This window comes from Ralstonia nicotianae (assembly GCF_018243235.1).
GTDB classification, from domain to species: domain Bacteria; phylum Pseudomonadota; class Gammaproteobacteria; order Burkholderiales; family Burkholderiaceae; genus Ralstonia; species Ralstonia nicotianae.
This window is the reverse complement of the sequence record NZ_CP046674.1, coordinates 3,493,258-3,511,255: the sequence shown is the minus strand read 5'-3', so window position 1 is coordinate 3,511,255 and position 17,998 is coordinate 3,493,258. Positions and strand designations below refer to the sequence as shown.

Genomic DNA, 17,998 nt, shown 5'->3' with positions numbered 1-17,998 from the left:
CTCGCCATCGTGTCAGCCACGATAGTGCGAGCGCCGTTTGAACTTCCGAGCCTGGCGGCCGGGCGGATGCCGGTCCGTTGCAACGCTCCTCGGAATGGGCTGGATTGTAGCGGAATCCCGCGCTGTGCGGCAGGTGCCGGAGCGTGTCAGTGGCGTTGAGCGCATAGGGCTTCCAGCTTTTGGAAATCGATCGGTGCAGCGACCTCGAAGGCCATTCCGGAGAAAACCGCCAGGACGGCGCTATTCGCCGCGGTGGTGCGGAATTCCACTGGTGAGATGAGCTCGACTGTCTCTCGATTCCTGAACTCCAATCTGCCAAGCGGTTTCGGAAATGCCACGGCAACCTGATCCAATGGAATTTGCCGTTTTGCAGTCAGCGTTGCCATGCCTGGCAACAGCCCGTTCAGCATTGGCGAGGCGATGCACTGCCGGGCAGGCGAACCGTCCGAAAATGTCACCTGGACGGCAAATCGATCGGCAGGTTTCGTTCTTTGCGCCGTCACCGTCAGGCGATGTGTCGCGTATGTGATGGACATGATTTCCTCGTCAAGGATGCTGAGGGCATCCGTCCCCGGATCGATAACATGCGACGTGGGATGGGCGGCACTGAATGCCCAATGGGCGACCCCTGCGCCGATCAGGCATCCCACCAGCAAGGCAACGCCAATCATGAGAAATCGCTTCATGGCGGTGATCATGAAACCTGGACGATGGTGCCGATGGATGCCCATGCAAACAGGGCTTTGGCGTCTGCCTCGGCCAATCGAACACAACCGTGCGAGCCGAACCATTCGCTGATGTTGCCGCGAGCTGCGCGTATCAGGGCGAGCGGGGCAACGCCATGGTATTGGTGCAGGGCTTTGCCGTCATTTGTGAAAAACAATGCGTAGTCCATTTGAACGTCGTATGCGCGGCTGCGATGGGACTCGGCCTTCCAGAGCACTCTGAAGATACCCCGGTCGGTCGGATGATCCCGATCGCCGCTGACGCATTCAAACCGAAACACCCGATTGTTGGAATCAAATGCCTCAACGATCTGCGATGTCAGATTAACTTTGATGGTTTTTAGCGTCCTTGGCGCCTTCGGCCGAGATTTGGTGCTCGGCTTTTTTGTTGGCGTGGGTATGGATTTTCTTTCGGCGCATTTGTTTGTGGGCGAAGGATTTTACGTCGCTGAATGGGGGTGAATAATGATTGTTGTGAAATGATAATGGTGGACGATTTTTTGTTTCATCAACTTCGATCGCGAGAGGTTCGCCCGCAGCGAGGCGTGGTGCTGGTCATGAGAAGGCAGCCGGTTTCGCCCATGGAGGCGCCGAGAATTGACCGCGAATCGCGCATGCAGGCTCGGGCGTGGTGCCCTTGCTTTATGGATCTGTCAATGAGCAGTTGCCGCGCAGACCTTTCGATCCGGTTAGGAAGCGGCGAACCACCATCACGGTGGTGCCACATGCATTGACCACAGTGGCGCCCATTGCAACGGGAGCCAACGATGCACCGACTTTCCCTTCTGTCCGTCGCCGCGCTGGCCGCGCTTGCCCTCGTGGCATGCGGCAGCGACGGCACTTCCACCGGCGTCGCCACGCCGGATGCCGGCGCGATCACCACCGGCCCGACCAGGAACGTGGTGTTCTTCCTCGGCGACGGCATGGGCCTGGCCACCATGACCGCCGCGCGCATCTACAAGGTGGGCGAGGATGGCGAGCTGACCATGGACACGCTGCCCGAGACCGGCTTCGTGCGGACCTTCTCCAACAACGCGCAGGTGACCGACTCCGCGCCGTCGATGTCGGCCTACATGACCGGCGTGAAGATGAACAACGAGGTCATCTCCATGTCGCCGGACACGGCGGCGTTCGATGCGGGCGGCAAGGACTACGTGTCCGGCGCCGACAGCACCTGCCCGGCCGGCGGCAACGGCAAGCCGGTGACGACGCTGCTGGAGCTGATGAAGGCCGCGGGCTACGGCACGGGCGTGGTCACCACCACGCGCGTCACGCATGCCACGCCGGCGGCCACCTACGCGCACATCTGCCACCGCGACGGCGAGAACACCATCGCCGCGCAGCTGGTGCCGGCCGGCGCGGGCTACAACGCCGCGCTGGGCGATGGCGTGGACGTGGTGTTCGGCGGCGGCCGCAAGCACTTCCAGCCGTCCGCCGCGGGCGGCGCGCGCACCGACGGCCGCGACCTGGTGGCCGAGCTGAAGGCGGCCGGCTACCGCTACGCCGGCAACAAGGCCGAGTTCGATACGCTGTCGGCCGGCGACAGCAAGGTGGTGGGCCTGTTCACCAGCAGCCACATGGCCTATGACCTGGACCGCGATGCGGCCAAGGAGCCGAGCCTGGTCGAGATGACCACCAAGGCCATCGACGTGCTGGCCGCCAAGAAGAAGGGCTTTTTCCTGATGGTGGAAGGCGGCCGCATCGACCACGCGCTGCACGAGACCACGGCGCGCAAGGCCCTGCAGGACACGGTGGCGTTCGATGCCGCCATTCGCGGCGCGCTGGACAAGCTCAGCACGATCGACCCGGGCCTGAAGAACACGCTCGTCGTCGTCACCGCCGACCACGACCACACGCTGGTGCTCAACGGCTACGCCAAGCGCACCGGCCCCACCAGCGACAGCAATCCGGGCGTTCTCGGCCTGCTCAAGAGCTACGTGAACGGCGCCACCGCCACCGACGTGGGCGGCAATCCGTACACCATCCTCGGCTTCGGCACCGGCGAGAACCGCCCGGCCGCGCGCACCGCGCTCACCGACGCGGCCGTCTACGACAAGGCCTACCACCAGGAAGCCGTGATCCCGACGTCGGCGGGCGGCGAGACGCACGGCGGCACCGATGTCTTTGTCGGCGCGCGCGGCCTGGGCGCGGAGCGCTTCACGGGCGTGATGGACAACACCGAGGTCTTCGGCCTCATCAAGCAGGCCGTCGGCCTGTGACACTCGACGGAACACTGCCATGACCAAGCAATCGAACCGCATCCTCCGCGCCGGCGCGCTCGCGCTGGCGGCGGCCGCAGCGTTGCCCGTGCTCCCGGCCCGCGCGGCCGGCGAGGCCAGGAACGTGATCTTCTTCCTGGGCGACGGCATGGGCCCGACCACCGTCACCGCCGCGCGCATCTACAAGGCGGGCGAGGCCGGCCAGCTGACCATGGAGTCGCTCAAGCGCACCGCGCGCATCAAGACCTACTCCAACGACGCGCAGACCACCGACAGCGCCCCATCGATGTCGGCCTACATGACCGGCGTGAAGATGAACAACGAGGTCATCTCGATGTCGGCCGACACCAAGGCCAGCGACAGCGCCGGCAAGGGCTACGTCAGCGGTGCCGATACCACCTGCCCCGCCGGCAACGGCACCCCGGCGACCACGCTGCTGGAGCTGGCGAAGGCCGCCGGCAAGTCGGTCGGCGCGGTGACCACCACGCGCGTCACGCATGCCACGCCGGCCGCCACGTATTCGCACCTCTGCCACCGCGACGGCGAGAACCAGATCGCCGCGCAGGGCGCGCCGGGCAACGCGCTGTACAACGCCGCGCTGAAGGACGGCCTGGACGTGCTGCTGGGCGGCGGCCGCCGCCACTTCCTGCCGCAGGGCACGGCCGGCAGCAAGCGCACCGACACCACCGACCTGATCGCCCAGTTCCAGGCCGCCAGCTACACCTACGTGTCGACCGGCACGCAGCTGGCGGCGGTCGACCCGGCCGCGACCACCAGGCTGCTCGGCCTGTTCAATCTCGACCACATGAACTATGAGCTGGACCGCGTGAACAAGCGTGTGGACGAGCCCAGCCTGGCCGACATGACGGAGAAGGCCATCCGCATCCTGCAGAAGAACGGCAACGGCTACTTCCTGATGGTCGAGGGCGGCCGCATCGACCACGCGCTGCACGGCACCAACGCCAAGCGCGCGCTGGAAGACACCGTCGCCTTCGACGAGGCCATCAAGCGCGCGCTGTCGCTGGTCGACCGCGGCAACACGCTGATCGTCGTCACGGCCGACCACGACCACACCATGACGATCAACGGCTACGCGCATCGCGGCAATCCGATCCTCGGGCTGTCCACCGACCTCAAGACCCGCCAGCCGCAGCTGGCCGCCGACGGCCTGCCCTACACCACCCTGGTGTTCGGCAACGGCGGCAACACGCGCAAGGCGACGCGCGACAACCTCGCGGCGGTCGACACCACGGCGGACGATTACTTGCAGGATGTCGGCGTGCAGCTCGGTAACCCCGGCTCGGAAACGCACGGCGGCGGCGACGTGATGCTGTTCTCCTCCGGCCCTGGCAGCGCGCCGCTGAAAGGCACGCTGGACAACACGCGGGTGTTCGGCGCGGTCCGGTCGGCCATGGGTCTCTGACGCTTGCGTTTCCTTTCGCGCGCATGCCGGCATAGGGTGGCATGCGCATGTTTTTCCTTTCCGGCGGTTGAGTTCCGAGCGATGCATCCGATCCGTCTGACCATCCTGCCGCTGCTGCTGGCCGCGAGCCTCGCGCATGCCGCCGACAATGCACCCGTGGCCCCCGCCGCACCGATGACCGCGCTGCGCGTGGAGCACCATCTCGCCTCGCTCGGCGCCGACGGCGTGCAGCGCGACGTCCGCTTCGCCGAGCGCGTCTACCGCCAGGGCGGCCGCGTGTGGATCGCACGCGAACTGCCGGCCGCGGCCCTCCACGCCGATCCCGATCACGACAGCCCGCATGCCGGCCACAAGCACGTCGAGACCGACACCGCGCCGCGCTGGATCGAGCGCGGCGCCGACGGTGCGCTGACCGTGCGCGTCGTCAGCGAGGCGCAGCAGAAGGCCTATCGCGTGGAGCCGGCCGAGTATGGCAACATCGGCTTCGACGGCGCGTGGGCGACCGCGTACCACCTGCTCGATCCGGCCTCGCTCAAGGCCATGCGGGCGGAGGGGCCGGTGCACAAGGGCGTGCAGACTTACCGCGCCCGCCAGGGCGAGCGGACCGTCACGGTGGACTGGGACGTCGCCGGGCAATACCCGCGCCGGGTGGAGTCGCGCAACGCCGACGGGACACAGCGCAAGCTCACGCGCGTCTCGGTGCTGCCCGCGCCTGTCGTCGCGCCGTGGACGCGCGCGCAGCGCTATCCCTCGGCGGACTACACTGACCTGATGGATTGACGCATCGGCGGAGCCACCGGTGGGACCGCGTCGGCGCTATAGTGCGGGTATCCCCAAGCCCGCCTCCGCCATGACGATCACCGACCCGACGCTCGCCATTGTCGCTCCCGCTTCGCACGTGCCGCGCGTGCTCACCATTGCCGGCTCGGACAGCGGCGGTGGCGCCGGCATCCAGGCCGACCTGAAGACCTTCGCCGCGCTCGGCTGCTACGGCATGTCGGCCATCACCGCCGTCACGGCGCAGAACACGCTGGGCGTGGCGGCGGTCGAGTCGCTCACGCCGGACATCGTCGGCGCGCAGATCGATGCCGTGGCACAGGACATCGGTGTCGATGCCGCCAAGACCGGCATGCTGGGCTCGCCGGCGGTGGTCGAGGCGATCGTCTCGGCGCTGGCGCGCCATCCGATCGCCGCGCTGGTGGTCGATCCCGTGATGGTCAGCACCAGCGGCGCCCAGCTCGGCAGCGATGCCACCGCGCAGGCCATGGCGAAATGGCTGTTTCCGCGTGCGCTGCTGATCACGCCCAATCTGCCCGAAGCGAGCGCGCTGCTCGGCCGCGCGGTCCGCACCGCCGACGACATGCTGCCCGCCGCGCGCGATCTGCTGACACTGGGGTCGCGCGCCGTGCTGCTCAAGGGCGGCCACCTCGCCGATGTGGCCATCCCCGGCGAGGACGGCGTGCTGCAGGATGTGCTGGTCACCGCCGACGGCATCGAGCGCATCTACACGCACACCCAGATCGACACGCCGCACACGCACGGCACGGGTTGCACGCTGTCGGCGGCCATCGCCGCGCACCTGGCGCGCGGCGAGCCGCTGGAGGCGGCGGTCGAGCTGTCGCTGGATTACCTGCTGCACGCCATCGGCGCCGGCCGGCACCTGGCCCTGGGCCGTGGCGCCGGTCCGCTGAATCACGGCTTTGCGCCGCGCCCGCTGGCCGCGCCACGCGCGGTGGACGTGGGCGACGCGGACTGATTCCGCCGATGCCGCGGGCAGCGATGGAGGCACCATGACATCCGCCCCGGTCACGTTTTCCCGCTGCCTTGCCGGCACCGCGCTATGCCTGCTGGCGGGCGCCTGCGACGTCGGCTTTGTCGCCGTCATCGGCAGCACGCTGAGCATCGGCGGCACCGTGACCGGCCTGCCCGCCAACCAGTCGCTGGTGCTGCTCGACAATGGCCGCGATGCGTTGACGATCACGGCCAACGGTTCGTTCGTGTTTGCCGCGACGCTCCCGTTCAATGGCGGCTATGCGGTGACGATCGGCACGCAGCCGTCGTCGGCGTCCTGCGCGGTGAGCAACGGTAGCGGCATCGCGACGGCCGATGTGACCAGCGTGGTCGTGACCTGCCAGCCGGTGGGCAGCGCTTAGGCGCGGGCGACCTGCGCGCACGGGCGGATGCGGCGGCGGCCATCCGGCTGGGCGGCATCGCGAACGCTGCAGGAAAGAAGAGAACGGGCGCGAGCGGGCTTGCCCGCGCCCCGGTGAGTCAATGCCTCAGGCCGTAGCGCCCGCCTGCTCCTGCGTCCACTTGTCCATGCGCCGCCGCATCGGGTGGCCGGCAATGTGGCTTCAGTGCCAGTTTGCGGCGATCACTGGCGCCAGCTTGTCCTGTAGCTCTGGCGTCAACGTGGTCTGGCCTGCGGGCGGCGCCGAGAACTGTGCCATCGCCTGCACCAGTGCATCGACCTGCTGACCGGTCAGCGATAAGCCATCTGTTGCGCGCAACTGCAGGTTCTGGTGAGTTGACATGCTGTACCAGTCCGTGAAGTCGGCTACGTCGTGGCTGCCGATGACGGACACAAGCAGATCATCGTCCTGCCGTTCAAACCACAGTTGGCGACTATTCGCCGTCTTGAAGTTGATGACGTCGGCCAATGGCTTATCGTCAAAGCCGGTGAGTGCCTGGATCTTGGTGGTACCGCTTGAGGCGTTGACGTTATAAGTGGCGACGAGACCGGTGGCGTCAATGGTCGTGCCGTCTGCGAACATCAGGTTGCGCAGACGATATTGCCCGCTTTGGAACCAGTTGGTGATGGTGATGGCATCGCCATTGGCGCCGATATTCAGGACCATGTCGTCGCCGACGCGGGTAGCGGAGAGGTTGGCTGCGGTGATGCCGCTGCCGAAGACGATGGTCTTGTTGTCGGCGTTGGCGGCGGAGGAGACGGTGTCATGGCCGTCGCCGCGGTTGAAGTGCAGGGTGGCGCCGTAGTAGCCGAGGCTGATCTGGTCGTCGCCAGTGCCACCGGTGATGTCGGCGCCTTGAGAGGCACCGTAGGTGTCGATCTTGATGATGTCGTTGCCGGCGCCGCCATCGATGGTGCTCCGGAAGGACCAGGCACCGATTTGGACGATGTCATCGCCGTTGCCGGCAGAGATGGTGGAGGTGGTGCCGCTGTCGGCGGAGATGGTGTCGTTGCCGTCGCCACCGTCGACAGAGGCGGTGGCGTTGTCGTTGACACGCAGGGAGTCGTTGCCGGCGCCGCCGTAAAGTTGGTCGTTACCGCCATTGGCGACTAGGGTGTCGTTGCCGTCACCACCGATGAGGATATCGTCGCCCTGCCAGCCGTTGATGGTGTCGTCACCGGCGGTACCGGTGACGGTGGTGACGAGGTGGCGGAAGTTGTTCTGGTCCCACTGGGTGCCGTCCGCAAAGGTAGCGTGGTCAATCCGGTAAGCGTCACCTTGGAACCAGTTGGTGACGGTAATGGCGTCGCCGTTCGTGCCAATGTTCAGGACTATGTCGTTGCCGAGGCGGGTGGCGGAGAGATCGGCAGCGCTGATGCCGGGGCCGAAGACGATGGTCTTGTTGCCGGCGTTGGCGATGGACGAAACGGTGTCATGGCCGTCGCCACGGTTGAAGTGCAGGGTGGCGCCGTAGTAGCCGAGACGGATCTGGTCATCGCCGGAGCCGCCGGTGATGTCGGCGCCCTGCGAGGCGCCGTAGGAATCGATGTTGATGATGTCGTTGCCGTTGCCAGCGTCGATGGTCGTGCGCATAGCCCATGCGCCGATCTGGACGGTGTCGTCGCCGTTGCCGGCGGAGATGGTGGAGGTGGTGCCGCTGTCGGCGGAGATGATGTCGTTGCCGTCGCCACCGTCGACGGAGGCGGTGGCGTTGTTGTTGACACGCAGGGAGTCGTTGCCGCCGCCGCCGTAAAGTTGGTCGTTACCGCCGTTGGAGATGAGGGTGTCGTTGCCGTCACCACCGATGAGGATATCGTCGCCCTGCCAGCCGTTGATGGTGTCGTCGCCGGCGGTACCGGTTACGGTGGTGACGAGGTGGCGGAAGTTGTCGGCATTCCATCGGGTGCCATCGGCAAAGACGGCAGTGTCGATGCGCTTCGAGCCATCCAACTGGAACCAGTTGGTGACGGTGATGGCATCGCCATTGGAGCCGACGTTCAGGACCATGTCGTCGCCGACGCGGGTGGCGGAGAGATCGGCAGCGCTGATGCCGGGGCCGAAGACGATGGTCTTGTTGCCGGCATTGGCGGCGGAGGAGACGGTGTCATGGCCGTCGCCACGGTTGAAGTGCAGGGTGGCGCCGTAGTAGCCGAGACGGATCTGGTCATCGCCGGAGCCGCCGGTGATGTCGGCGCCCTGCGAGGCCCCGTAGGAGTCGATGTTGATGATGTCGTTGCCGTTGCCAGCGTCGACGGTCGTGCGCATAGCCCATGCGCCGATCTGGACGGTGTCGTCGCCGTTGCCGGCGGAGATGGTGGAGGTGGTGCCGCTGTCGGCGGAGATGATGTCGTTGCCGTCGCCACCGTCGACAGAGGCGGTGGCGTTGTCGTTGATGCGCAGGGAGTCGTTGCCGGCGCCGCCGTAAAGCTGGTCGTTACCGCCATTAGCGACTAGGGAGTCGTTGCCGTCACCACCGATGAGGATATCGTCGCCCTGCCAGCCGTTGATGGCGTCGTCGCCGGCGGTACCGGTGACGGTGGTGATGAGGCGGCGGAAGTTGTCGGCATTCCATCGGGTGCCATCGGCGAAGACGGCAGTGTCGATGCGCTTGGAACCATCCAACTGGAACCAGTTGGTGACGGTGATGGCATCGCCATTGGAGCCGACGTTCAGGACCATGTCGTCGCCGACGCGGGTGGCGGAGAGATCGGCAGCGCTGATGCCGGGGCCAAAGACGACGGTCTTGTTGCCGGCGTTGGCGGCGGAGGAGACGGTGTCATGGCCGTCGCCGCGGTTGAAGTGCAGGGTGGCGCCGTAGTAGCCGAGACGGATCTGGTCGTCGCCGGTGCCGCCGGTGATGTCGGCGCCCTGCGAGGCGCCGTAGGAATCGATGTTGATGATGTCGTTGCCGTTGCCAGCGTCGATGGTCGTGCGCATAGCCCATGCGCCGATCTGGACGGTGTCGTCGCCGTTGCCGGCGGAGATGGTGGAGGTGGTGCCGCTGTCGGCGGAGATGGTGTCGTTGCCGTCGCCACCGTCGACGGAAGCGGTGGCGTTGTCGTTGACACGCAGGGAGTCGTTGCCGCCGCCGCCGTAAAGCTGGTCGTTACCGCCATTAGCGACTAGGGAGTCGTTGCCGTCACCACCGATGAGGATATCGTCGCCCTGCCAGCCGTTGATGGTGTCGTCACCGGCGGTACCGGTGACGGTGGTGACGAGGTGGCGGAAGTTGTTCTGGTCCCACTGGGTGCCGTCCGCAAAGGTAGCGTGGTCAATCCGGTAAGCGTCACCTTGGAACCAGTTGGTGACGGTAATGGCGTCGCCGTTCGTGCCAATGTTCAGGACTATGTCGTTGCCGAGGCGGGTGGCGGAGAGATCGGCAGCGCTGATGCCGGGGCCGAAGACGATGGTCTTGTTGCCGGCGTTGGCGGCGGAGGAGACGGTGTCATGGCCGTCGCCGCGATTGAAGTGCAGGGTGGCGCCGTAGTAGCCGAGACGGATCTGGTCATCGCCGGTGCCGCCGGTGATGTCGGCGCCCTGCGAGGCCCCGTAGGAATCGATGTTGATGATGTCGTTGCCGTTGCCAGCGTCGATGGTCGTGCGCATAGCCCATGCGCCGATCTGGACGGTGTCATCGCCGTTGCCGGCAGAGATGGTGGAGGTGGTGCCGCTGTCGGCGGAGATGATGTCGTTGCCGTCGCCACCGTCGACAGAGGCGGTGGCGTTGTTGTTGATGCGCAGGGAGTCGTTGCCGGCGCCGCCGTAAAGTTGGTCGTTACCGCCATTGGCGACTAGGGTGTCGTTGCCGTCACCACCGATGAGGATATCGTCGCCCTGCCAGCCGTTGATGGTGTCGTCACCGGCGGTACCGGTTACGGTGGTGACGAGGTGGCGGAAGTTGTTCTGGTCCCACTGGGTGCCGTCCGCAAAGGTAGCGTGGTCAATCCGGTAAGCGTCACCTTGGAACCAGTTGGTGACGGTAATGGCGTCGCCGTTCGTGCCAATGTTCAGGACTATGTCGTTGCCGAGGCGGGTGGCGGAGAGATCGGCAGCGCTGATGCCGGGGCCGAAGACGATGGTCTTGTTGTTGGCGTTGGCGGCGGAGGAGACGGTGTCATGGCCGTCGCCGCGATTGAAGTGCAGGGTGGCGCCGTAGTAGCCGAGACGGATCTGGTCATCGCCGGTGCCGCCGGTGATGTCGGCGCCCTGCGAGGCCCCGTAGGAATCGATGTTGATGATGTCGTTGCCGTTGCCAGCGTCGATGGTCGTGCGCATAGCCCATGCGCCGATCTGGACGGTGTCGTCGCCGTTGCCGGCGGAGATGGTGGAGGTGGTGCCGCTGTCAGCGGAGATGGTGTCGTTGCCGTCGCCACCGTCGACGGAGGCGGTGGCGTTGTCGTTGACACGCAGGGAGTCGTTGCCGCCGCCGCCGTAAAGTTGGTCGTTACCGCCATTGGCGACTAGGGTGTCGTTGCCGTCACCACCGATGAGGATATCGTCGCCCTGCCAGCCGTTGATGGTGTCATCGCCGGCGGTGCCGGTGACGGTGGTGAGGAGGCGGCGGAAGTTGTCGGCATTCCATCGGGTGCCATCGGCAAAGACGGCAGTGTCGATGCGCTTCGAGCCATCCAACTGGAACCAGTTGGTGACGGTGATGGCATCGCCATTGGCGCCGACGCTCAGGACCATGTCGTTGCCGACGCGGGTGGCGGAGAGGTCAGCAGCGCTGATGCCGGGGCCGAAGACGATGGTTTTGTTGCCGGCGTTGGCGATGGACGAAACGGTGTCATGGCCATCACCGCGGTTGAATCGTAGGGTGGTGCTGTAGTAGCCGAGGCTGATCTGGTCGTCGCCGGTGCCGCCCATGATGTCGGCACCTTGAGAGGCCCCGTAGGGATCGATTCTGATGATGTCGTCGCCAGCGCCACCATCGATAGAGGCCATGCCGCCGCCGCTGACCCGGATCGTATCGTTGCCTATCCCGCCATCGATGAGGCTGACGGCGTCGGCGTTCGACGTGATGGCGTCATCGCCACCGCCGCCGGAGAAGATGTTCAGCCCCGTGCCACCGATCATGGTGTCGTTGCCCTTGCCGCCCGTAAATGTGCCGGCTGATCCGAGGTGGCCATCCATCCACATGTCTCCGGCGCCGCCCTGGAAGCGGTTGGCTCCGGTGCCGCCAATGAACCGGCTTGGGCCATCGCCGCCGAAGAACTGCTGGTTGTCCCCCTTACTGGCATCCACGGTGGTGTTGCCGTGCAGCGCGAAGAACACGTTGCCTTGGCTGCCCTGTCCCGCGCTGGCCTGGACGGGGTCGGCTTTCTGGGTGGGACCGGTCAGAATGAACAGGCCGTTCAGTTCGCCAGTCTTGCCGATAGCGGCGGCTTGGCCGGGGGCCGTGTAGTGGATGCCCGGGTTGTCGGCGAGCCAGGTCGAGAGCAGGCCCCGGCTGTCCAGGTCTTGCGCCATGGACTGGAGCGTCGGCGCCAGGGAGACGCCGGCCTTGTCCAGCGCGGCGCGGCCATACTTGAGCAGGTCGATCGCATCCGATGCGCCGTTGACTGGATTCCGGTCATACGCGGCTTGTAGTGCAGCGAGTACATCTGCCGGGTGGTCGGACTGGAGGATGCGGACGTATTTGTCCAGGCGGGTCTGCAGGACCAGGCCGCCGTAGACAGAGTCCAGCAGGGCATCGTAGCTTTGCTGCAGGCGTGCCATCTGCTGGTCGGAAAGGGATATCTGCAGCACGGTGGCTTGGAGCAGCGCACCAGCCTGCGGGCTGGCACCGTTATAAGCACTGGTCGATCCGTCCGTGTTGACGGCGGACACGAAGGCACGGTTATGGCCCCACATCCAGCCGGAATCGACGGAAAACAGCGTCTGGCCGTTGAACTTCTCCAGGATGTCGACCAGATGGGTCCACTTGCTGTATTCGGCGGTCCAGTTGCTTTTGGCTATCAGCGCGTCATAGCCCAGGGTGGTCGACTGGTAGTGCGCAACACCTGCGAATGCGTATTCATAGTTGACGCTGTCATTGGCGTAGGTGTTGCGCTGCATGAGCGACTTGAACGAGCTGGTGGCTGCCCATGCATCGATCAGCGCAGGCAGCAGCGCGAGTTGCTCGGCACGGGTGTTTGCGGCGGCGTACTGCTGCAGCATCGCCGAGAAATCTGGGGAGCGTGCGGCAGCCTGCCGGGTATCCCGGACTTGTCCGCTGCCGCGAACGAAGGGCAGCGCGGCCTGTTCTGGTGTGAGCGTCACGTTATCGGTGAAGACCGTGTAGAAGCCGTTGGTGACGAGGTTGGCTTCGACGATGTCGGTCTGGTGGCCGTCGGCCCAGGTGATCTTCGCCTTGCCGGTGACGACGTTGCCGCCGCCGATGTTCTGGAAGGTGCTGGTCTCGCTGGTCAGGTCGATGTCTTGGATGCCGAGCTTGCTGAGCAGAAACACTTCGTCGGCTTGCTCGATGCCGTCCTGGTTGGTATCGGTCCAGATCGCGAGCTTGCCGAAGGCGGTGTCGCTGGCGTTGATGTGGCCGTCGGCGTTGCTGTCCAGCGGGGCGAGCGCCTGGAAGCCGTTGGCGGCGAGCGATCCGTCGGGCAATGCGCGGGCATCGCCAAAGAGTTGGGCGCCGCTGGTGACCGGGCCATCCGCAGTGTTGACGAGGAAGCCGCCGGAGGCGATCCATCCGACCGCTTCCTTCTGGCCGGCGTTGGCGAGGTCGAACAGGACCTTGCTGTCATCAACGCCGGTGGCTCGGATGCCCTTGCCCAGATCGACCACGAGCGGGTCGCGGCCGCTGTCGAATTGCACGCTGCGGAAGAGCTGGTTGACCAGATCGTCGATGGCGTTCAGTGTGGATTTGACGTCGGGAAGTCTGAGCAGCACCTTGATGCTGCGCATGAACTGCTCGGAACTATAGATGCCAGGTACCAACTCCATCCAGTTTCTGGCGAGTTTGCTGATGGCGGGGTCGGCGCTGTCGATGCTTTCGTGCATGTTGTACATCGTGCGGATGTTCAACAGCGTGGCCATCATCCCTTCGCCTTGGGTGTCGCGCAGGCTTTCCCAATAGGCTTCCAGTGCGTCGTCGCCTTGGGTCTGCTGGATGATTTTGAAGACGGAGTCTAGGGTCCAGTTTTCTATGCCTAGGCCGTTGTTTTTAAAAACTTCCTTGTGAAAATCCCAGACCTCCTGTGCCTGAATGTCTCGGCCGGCTTCGTAATTTCCAGTAAGTCTTTTATTTTCTTGTGCAATGGTGTCTAGGCGGTTTAGATATGCCTCTGCCATTTCCTGCTTGATCTTGTCTGATTTCCATTGGGAAATATTCCAGCAAGCTTCGCCACCCATGCCCATCAGGGCTGAGCCGGTCAGGTAGTCGATGGCAGAAATTCCTGCGATACTGTTTTCACGCGCAACTCCGCCTCCCCAGCCAGCATAGCTATAGCCTCGATCTTGTAGGTAAAAATAAAATTCGCTCACCTGTCCGTGGGCTAGCAAATCTTTTAGGTGAGTAAAGTCGTCTTTCCTGATTTTTTCTGGCATGGCTTCTAATTATTTTGATTGTTGGTTGTCTTGAATCCGAATATGATCTTTGATATCGAGGATTGGATTTCGCGCCAATCTTTCAATAGGCCTCGTCGATAGCTGACAGTTACGCTGGCCTTCATATCAGGAAAGAGATTGAAATGCTGCCGACAAACAGCCGCCTCATGTGTCACGTTGCTGCAGGTGATGTAGGCATCGATTCGGCCAGATGAGTTGCGGTAGTAATAGATGTTGTAATCAAACATATTGGCTGCCCCGCCCCCCTTTTTGCGTGCCTCTTGGTCAACGTTGATCGGGATATAGGTTTCCAAGCCGTGTTCACTTGCGCTGATCCGTTCGTACTTGTAGTGCCTATTGTCTATGCCTAGTACCTGGCCTTCCGGGTAATACTGCCCGGGATAATCATTGTTTGAGCTAATGCCAACGGTTAGCCACGTAGTTGTATAAATGCTCTCGTGCTTCTGCTTGTCTAGATTCGTTATGGATGCCACCTCCATATCCGGGTAATGCACCTCAAATCCAAAGCTTCGGATACCGGACTCAAACGTGCGCTCAGGTCGCGGTCCTTTCCGCGGTTCGGTAAAGCCCGGATCCCCGTCGTACTCCAGGAAATGGGCATAGGGCCGGGGAATGGAGACTGGAGTCCCCCCAAGATGGCCGATAGCCGGATCGGTCCGACGCTCCTCCTGGATCATCCAGTCCGCGAACAGGTGGCGTTGAATGGGCTTGGGCAGCAGCCGAGGCTTGAAGAGGGCCGTCCAGGCGGTTGCCAGCAGCAATACGATGAACAGCGGGATGACGACTTTCTTCTTCAGCTTCATTGGCGAGCGTTCCTGTTATTCAAGGTGCGATGGGAAGGGATTGGTGCAACGGGTTGTGTATCGAGGGCGTGGATTTCAGGCAGTGTCTTATACACGACGCTCAGCGAGGCTGATATGCCTCAAATGGCGTGGTGTTGATTTTTTGAAGTTTTGTTAATCATCCGATGGCGCATTCGTGTTCTGCGGCGGTCCGGCGGGAGTCCCAGTCGTCCATCGGGGTGGCGCTGGCTCTGCTGGTCAGGTCGATGTCGGGGATGTGCTCCCCTCAATGCAGAGCCGGCCAAGCGGTCGATGGCGGAAATATCAGCAACACTATCTTCCGCTTAGTTGCGTTGATCCTGAGTGTTGGTCGTCTTGAATCCAAAGATGCCCATACCTTGCGGATTGGATGAAGAATCGTCACCGCACACTCGTGATGGGGCGAGATGATCGGAGGAGTCACGCTTTCAGTCGATGTGTTTTCTTAGGGTTTCCTTTGTGCCGAGTCGATTCTGGAAGCGCCAGTGATAGGGGATGGAGCATTAAGGTTTGATAACAGAGGGACGGTTTTCGATCGGCTCGTTGTTTGCCAAAATACGCATATACCAGCGAAGGATTTTTGGAGCGATGCTGTATGAATCTCTCGTGAAGTCGGTGGGTTTTCGGGTTTTTTTTGGGCCATGAGCTGCAAATGCAAAAAATCTAGATAGAAATCGAGTTTTGATGTCGATGATTGCTGTGAGGTGGGTGATGGAATCGAAATTAAGTATTGTGAATTATATTCGATTGTTCATGTAAATAATCCAGTCGGCAACGACTTAGCATGTTTGTTGGGAGTTCAGGTGAAGAATTCAGTGCCGATGTGGGTCCCCATGTTGTTTGGTTCGTGTACTATCGCCATCGCACTTTCGTGCATGGCGGAATCTGCGCCGGTCAAGCCAAACAATGTCGAATCACTAATCCACAGGAACAAATGGAAGGAGGCGTCGCGAGCGATTTTTCTGGAAGCCAGGTCGGTAGATAAGTTTGAGTGGAGCATCCCCGCAGGGCAGGCACGGGCCGGCTTTCTCGAAGATGCCCTCGATACAATTGCTGACGTGGCGCCGAACTCACAGCCCGGGGCACTTCTAGCACTTGTTGCTGACGTTCCGTCAATTCCGCCGGAGAAGAAGGCTGAGTTGGTCAAGGCAGCACTCGATATGGCAAGGAAAGGATCCGGAAAGTCTTCGAACTATTCGAGGTCTGGAGACCTAACCGGGGTGGCGCTTTTCTATGCGCGGACAGGTGCGGTGCCTGAATCCCGCGTCGTCTTTGAAGAAGCACTAAGATGTGCCGAGAGCGGTATCGGTGAAAAAGGTAGTGGTGCGTATCGGCGGGTTACTGAAACCATGGCGCGCGAATCGACAGGTAACCAGGATTGGATGATCCAGCTAGCCATGCAGCACCTCCAGCGTGCAGGGAAAACCGCTGATTCTGCATATTCTTACCTAGACTTGGCCCAGGTTGCCGTGCGGCTCCAAAGAAAAGAGCTGGCCTCAGAACTTGTTGATCTGGGTATCTCGGCTGCGAAGGCTATCGATCGGGCGCTTATGCGGAAATCGGCGCTTGAACAATTGGCGAATGTTGCCATGGAGGCTGGATACACCAAGAGGCTGCCGGAGCCATCCCCTTCTACCTTGGCCGTTCAAGAGGCAAGATCCGGTCATCCTGAAAAGGCCCTCGCCATCGCTTCAGGGCTTTCGGAGACTTTATACGTTGATTCCGGGTTGGAGGCATACCGGCGCGTTTTCGACGATGCTGTGAAGCGCGAAGACCTGGAAACGGCCCGCTACTTTGCCGAGCATCCGATAAAAAAGCTTGCGTCAATGAAAATCGTTGTCTGGCGGCGGGTTGCTGAGTTGCAGGTAAAGAAGGGATTGCAAAAGGATGCTGCGAATAGTTACCGGCGGGCAACGGCCACGATCTTGGATGACCTGGGAACGACTCGCTACGTTACGGAAGTCGAGGCGATAGCGGCGCTTGGCGAGTCCATGCGTCAGAATGGATTTGACGCAGAAGGCCGCAAAGCAATCCTTGAGGCAGTGTCCATGATTGACCAGATTCCGGAAAGGCAAGCGGACGGCCGCATCCAGGCTGGCATACTGCTGTCAAAGACCCTTTGGCGTTCGGGAATGCACGCCGATGCAAAGCAGCAGATTCTTCGGGCCTACCGTGCTGCCAATACATATAGCGACAAGGTTGGTATACGGAAAGGTGATTTGCTATCCGCAATCGGACAAACCACCTCCATATTTATTTCCGAAGTCAGTGCCAACGAGCCTACGAAGACACCTCGCAAGAGTCGGTTGTAGCGTGCGGAGCATACCTTCCAACAGTAGCGAGGAAACTCGAAGCGGCTGATGTTTCAGCATGAGGGGCTTGTGGCGCCCCTCTCGGATTTCTCGCTGCACGTCGGCCATTTCCCCAAAAAGAAGCGCGAGCCAAGCGCTCGCGCTTAAGTCAATGCGTGCCGTGCTGGAATGTCAGGCCGTAGCGCCCGCCTGCTCCTGCGTCCACTTTTCCATGCGCCGCTTCATCTCGTCCGGCGCCACGTCTTCCACATGGGTGGAGATCGTCCACACGTGGCCGAACGGGTCTTTCAGCGTGCCGGAGCGGTCGCCGTAGAACTGGTTCTGCACCGGCCGCACTTCGGTGGCGCCCGTCTTGATGGCGTTGGCGAAGACCGCATCGACATCCTTCACATAGATCATCAGGCCGACCGACGTGCTCTGCAGCGTGTCGGGGCTGGCGCAGCTCATGTTAGGCATTTCGTCGGCCATCATGACCGGCGAATCGCCGATGCGGATCTCGGCGTGCGCGATGGCGCCGTTCGGGCCGGCCATGCGCATGATCTCGGTGGCGCCGAAGGCCTGCTTGTAGAAATCGAGGGCCTTGTCGGCGCCTTTGATGCTCAGGTACGGGGTGACGCTGTGGTAACCCTCGGGGATGGGTTTGACCGCCATGTCTGCCTCCTGCAGCGTGGTTGGGGATGCGTCGCCGCAACGACCGCTGCGGCGGCGCATGCAACAGGATAGGTCAGGCGGATGACCGT

11 protein-coding genes and 1 riboswitch are annotated in these 17,998 nt (G+C 62.8%); of the genes, 6 read left to right on the top strand and 5 right to left on the bottom strand.

What is annotated here, in order from left to right; all coding sequences use genetic code 11:
- Window positions 1-21: 21 nt before the first annotated feature.
- Window positions 22-97: riboswitch (S-adenosyl-L-homocysteine riboswitch) on the bottom strand.
- A gap of 49 nt (window positions 98-146) precedes the next feature.
- Together GO999_RS16230 and GO999_RS16225 are read right to left on the bottom strand one after the other, a co-directional pair.
- Complete coding sequence (locus tag GO999_RS16230; RefSeq protein WP_011000061.1) at window positions 147-698, bottom strand: hypothetical protein; 552 nt, start codon at window positions 696-698, stop codon at window positions 147-149.
- Window positions 695-1,006: a L,D-transpeptidase gene (locus GO999_RS16225; RefSeq protein ID WP_016722591.1), complete on the bottom strand. Its 312-nt coding sequence runs from the start codon at window positions 1,004-1,006 to the stop codon at window positions 695-697. Before GO999_RS16225 ends, GO999_RS16230 begins: the two co-directional genes overlap by 4 nt.
- 486 nt (window positions 1,007-1,492) lie before the next feature.
- Here GO999_RS16225 and GO999_RS16220 point away from each other — a divergent pair, with 486 nt between their 5' ends.
- The 5 genes from GO999_RS16220 to GO999_RS16200 all read left to right on the top strand — a co-directional run bounded on the left by GO999_RS16220 (window position 1,493) and on the right by GO999_RS16200 (window position 6,520).
- Complete coding sequence (locus tag GO999_RS16220) at window positions 1,493-2,944, top strand: alkaline phosphatase (RefSeq protein ID WP_028852446.1); 1,452 nt, start codon at window positions 1,493-1,495, stop codon at window positions 2,942-2,944.
- Between the two features lie 19 nt (window positions 2,945-2,963).
- A complete protein-coding gene (locus GO999_RS16215; protein ID WP_211906405.1) occupies window positions 2,964-4,367 on the top strand; it encodes an alkaline phosphatase in 1,404 nt (467 codons plus the stop codon).
- Between the two features lie 81 nt (window positions 4,368-4,448).
- The gene (locus tag GO999_RS16210) at window positions 4,449-5,147 is read left to right on the top strand and encodes a hypothetical protein (protein ID WP_211906404.1); all 699 of its coding nucleotides are present in this window, start codon (window positions 4,449-4,451) and stop codon (window positions 5,145-5,147) included.
- Between the two features lie 70 nt (window positions 5,148-5,217).
- The gene (thiD, locus tag GO999_RS16205) at window positions 5,218-6,123 is read left to right on the top strand and encodes a bifunctional hydroxymethylpyrimidine kinase/phosphomethylpyrimidine kinase (RefSeq protein ID WP_011000067.1); all 906 of its coding nucleotides are present in this window, start codon (window positions 5,218-5,220) and stop codon (window positions 6,121-6,123) included.
- A gap of 34 nt (window positions 6,124-6,157) precedes the next feature.
- On the top strand, window positions 6,158-6,520 hold the full coding sequence (locus tag GO999_RS16200; protein ID WP_211906403.1) for a hypothetical protein: 363 nt from the start codon (window positions 6,158-6,160) through the stop codon (window positions 6,518-6,520).
- Window positions 6,521-6,721: 201 nt separating this feature from the next.
- On the opposite strand, the gene GO999_RS24785 is transcribed toward GO999_RS16200, so the two are convergent.
- Window positions 6,722-13,597 (bottom strand): beta strand repeat-containing protein, encoded by a 6,876-nt coding sequence (locus tag GO999_RS24785; RefSeq protein WP_408004889.1) that lies wholly within the window; start codon window positions 13,595-13,597, stop codon window positions 6,722-6,724.
- Window positions 13,598-14,109: 512 nt separating this feature from the next.
- Entirely contained in the window at window positions 14,110-14,928 is an 819-nt protein-coding gene (locus GO999_RS16180; RefSeq protein WP_211906402.1) for a hypothetical protein, read from the bottom strand.
- A gap of 722 nt (window positions 14,929-15,650) precedes the next feature.
- Between GO999_RS16180 and GO999_RS16175 the strand changes: the two genes are divergently transcribed.
- Window positions 15,651-17,258 (top strand): tetratricopeptide repeat protein, encoded by a 1,608-nt coding sequence (locus GO999_RS16175; RefSeq protein WP_249215042.1) that lies wholly within the window; start codon window positions 15,651-15,653, stop codon window positions 17,256-17,258.
- 171 nt (window positions 17,259-17,429) lie between these two features.
- Here the strand turns inward: GO999_RS16175 and GO999_RS16170 are convergent, their stop codons facing one another.
- Window positions 17,430-17,909 carry a VOC family protein gene (locus GO999_RS16170; RefSeq protein WP_211906401.1) on the bottom strand — a complete coding sequence of 160 codons (480 nt, stop codon included), beginning with the start codon at window positions 17,907-17,909 and terminating at the stop codon, window positions 17,430-17,432.
- Between the last annotated feature and the right edge of the window lie 89 nt (window positions 17,910-17,998).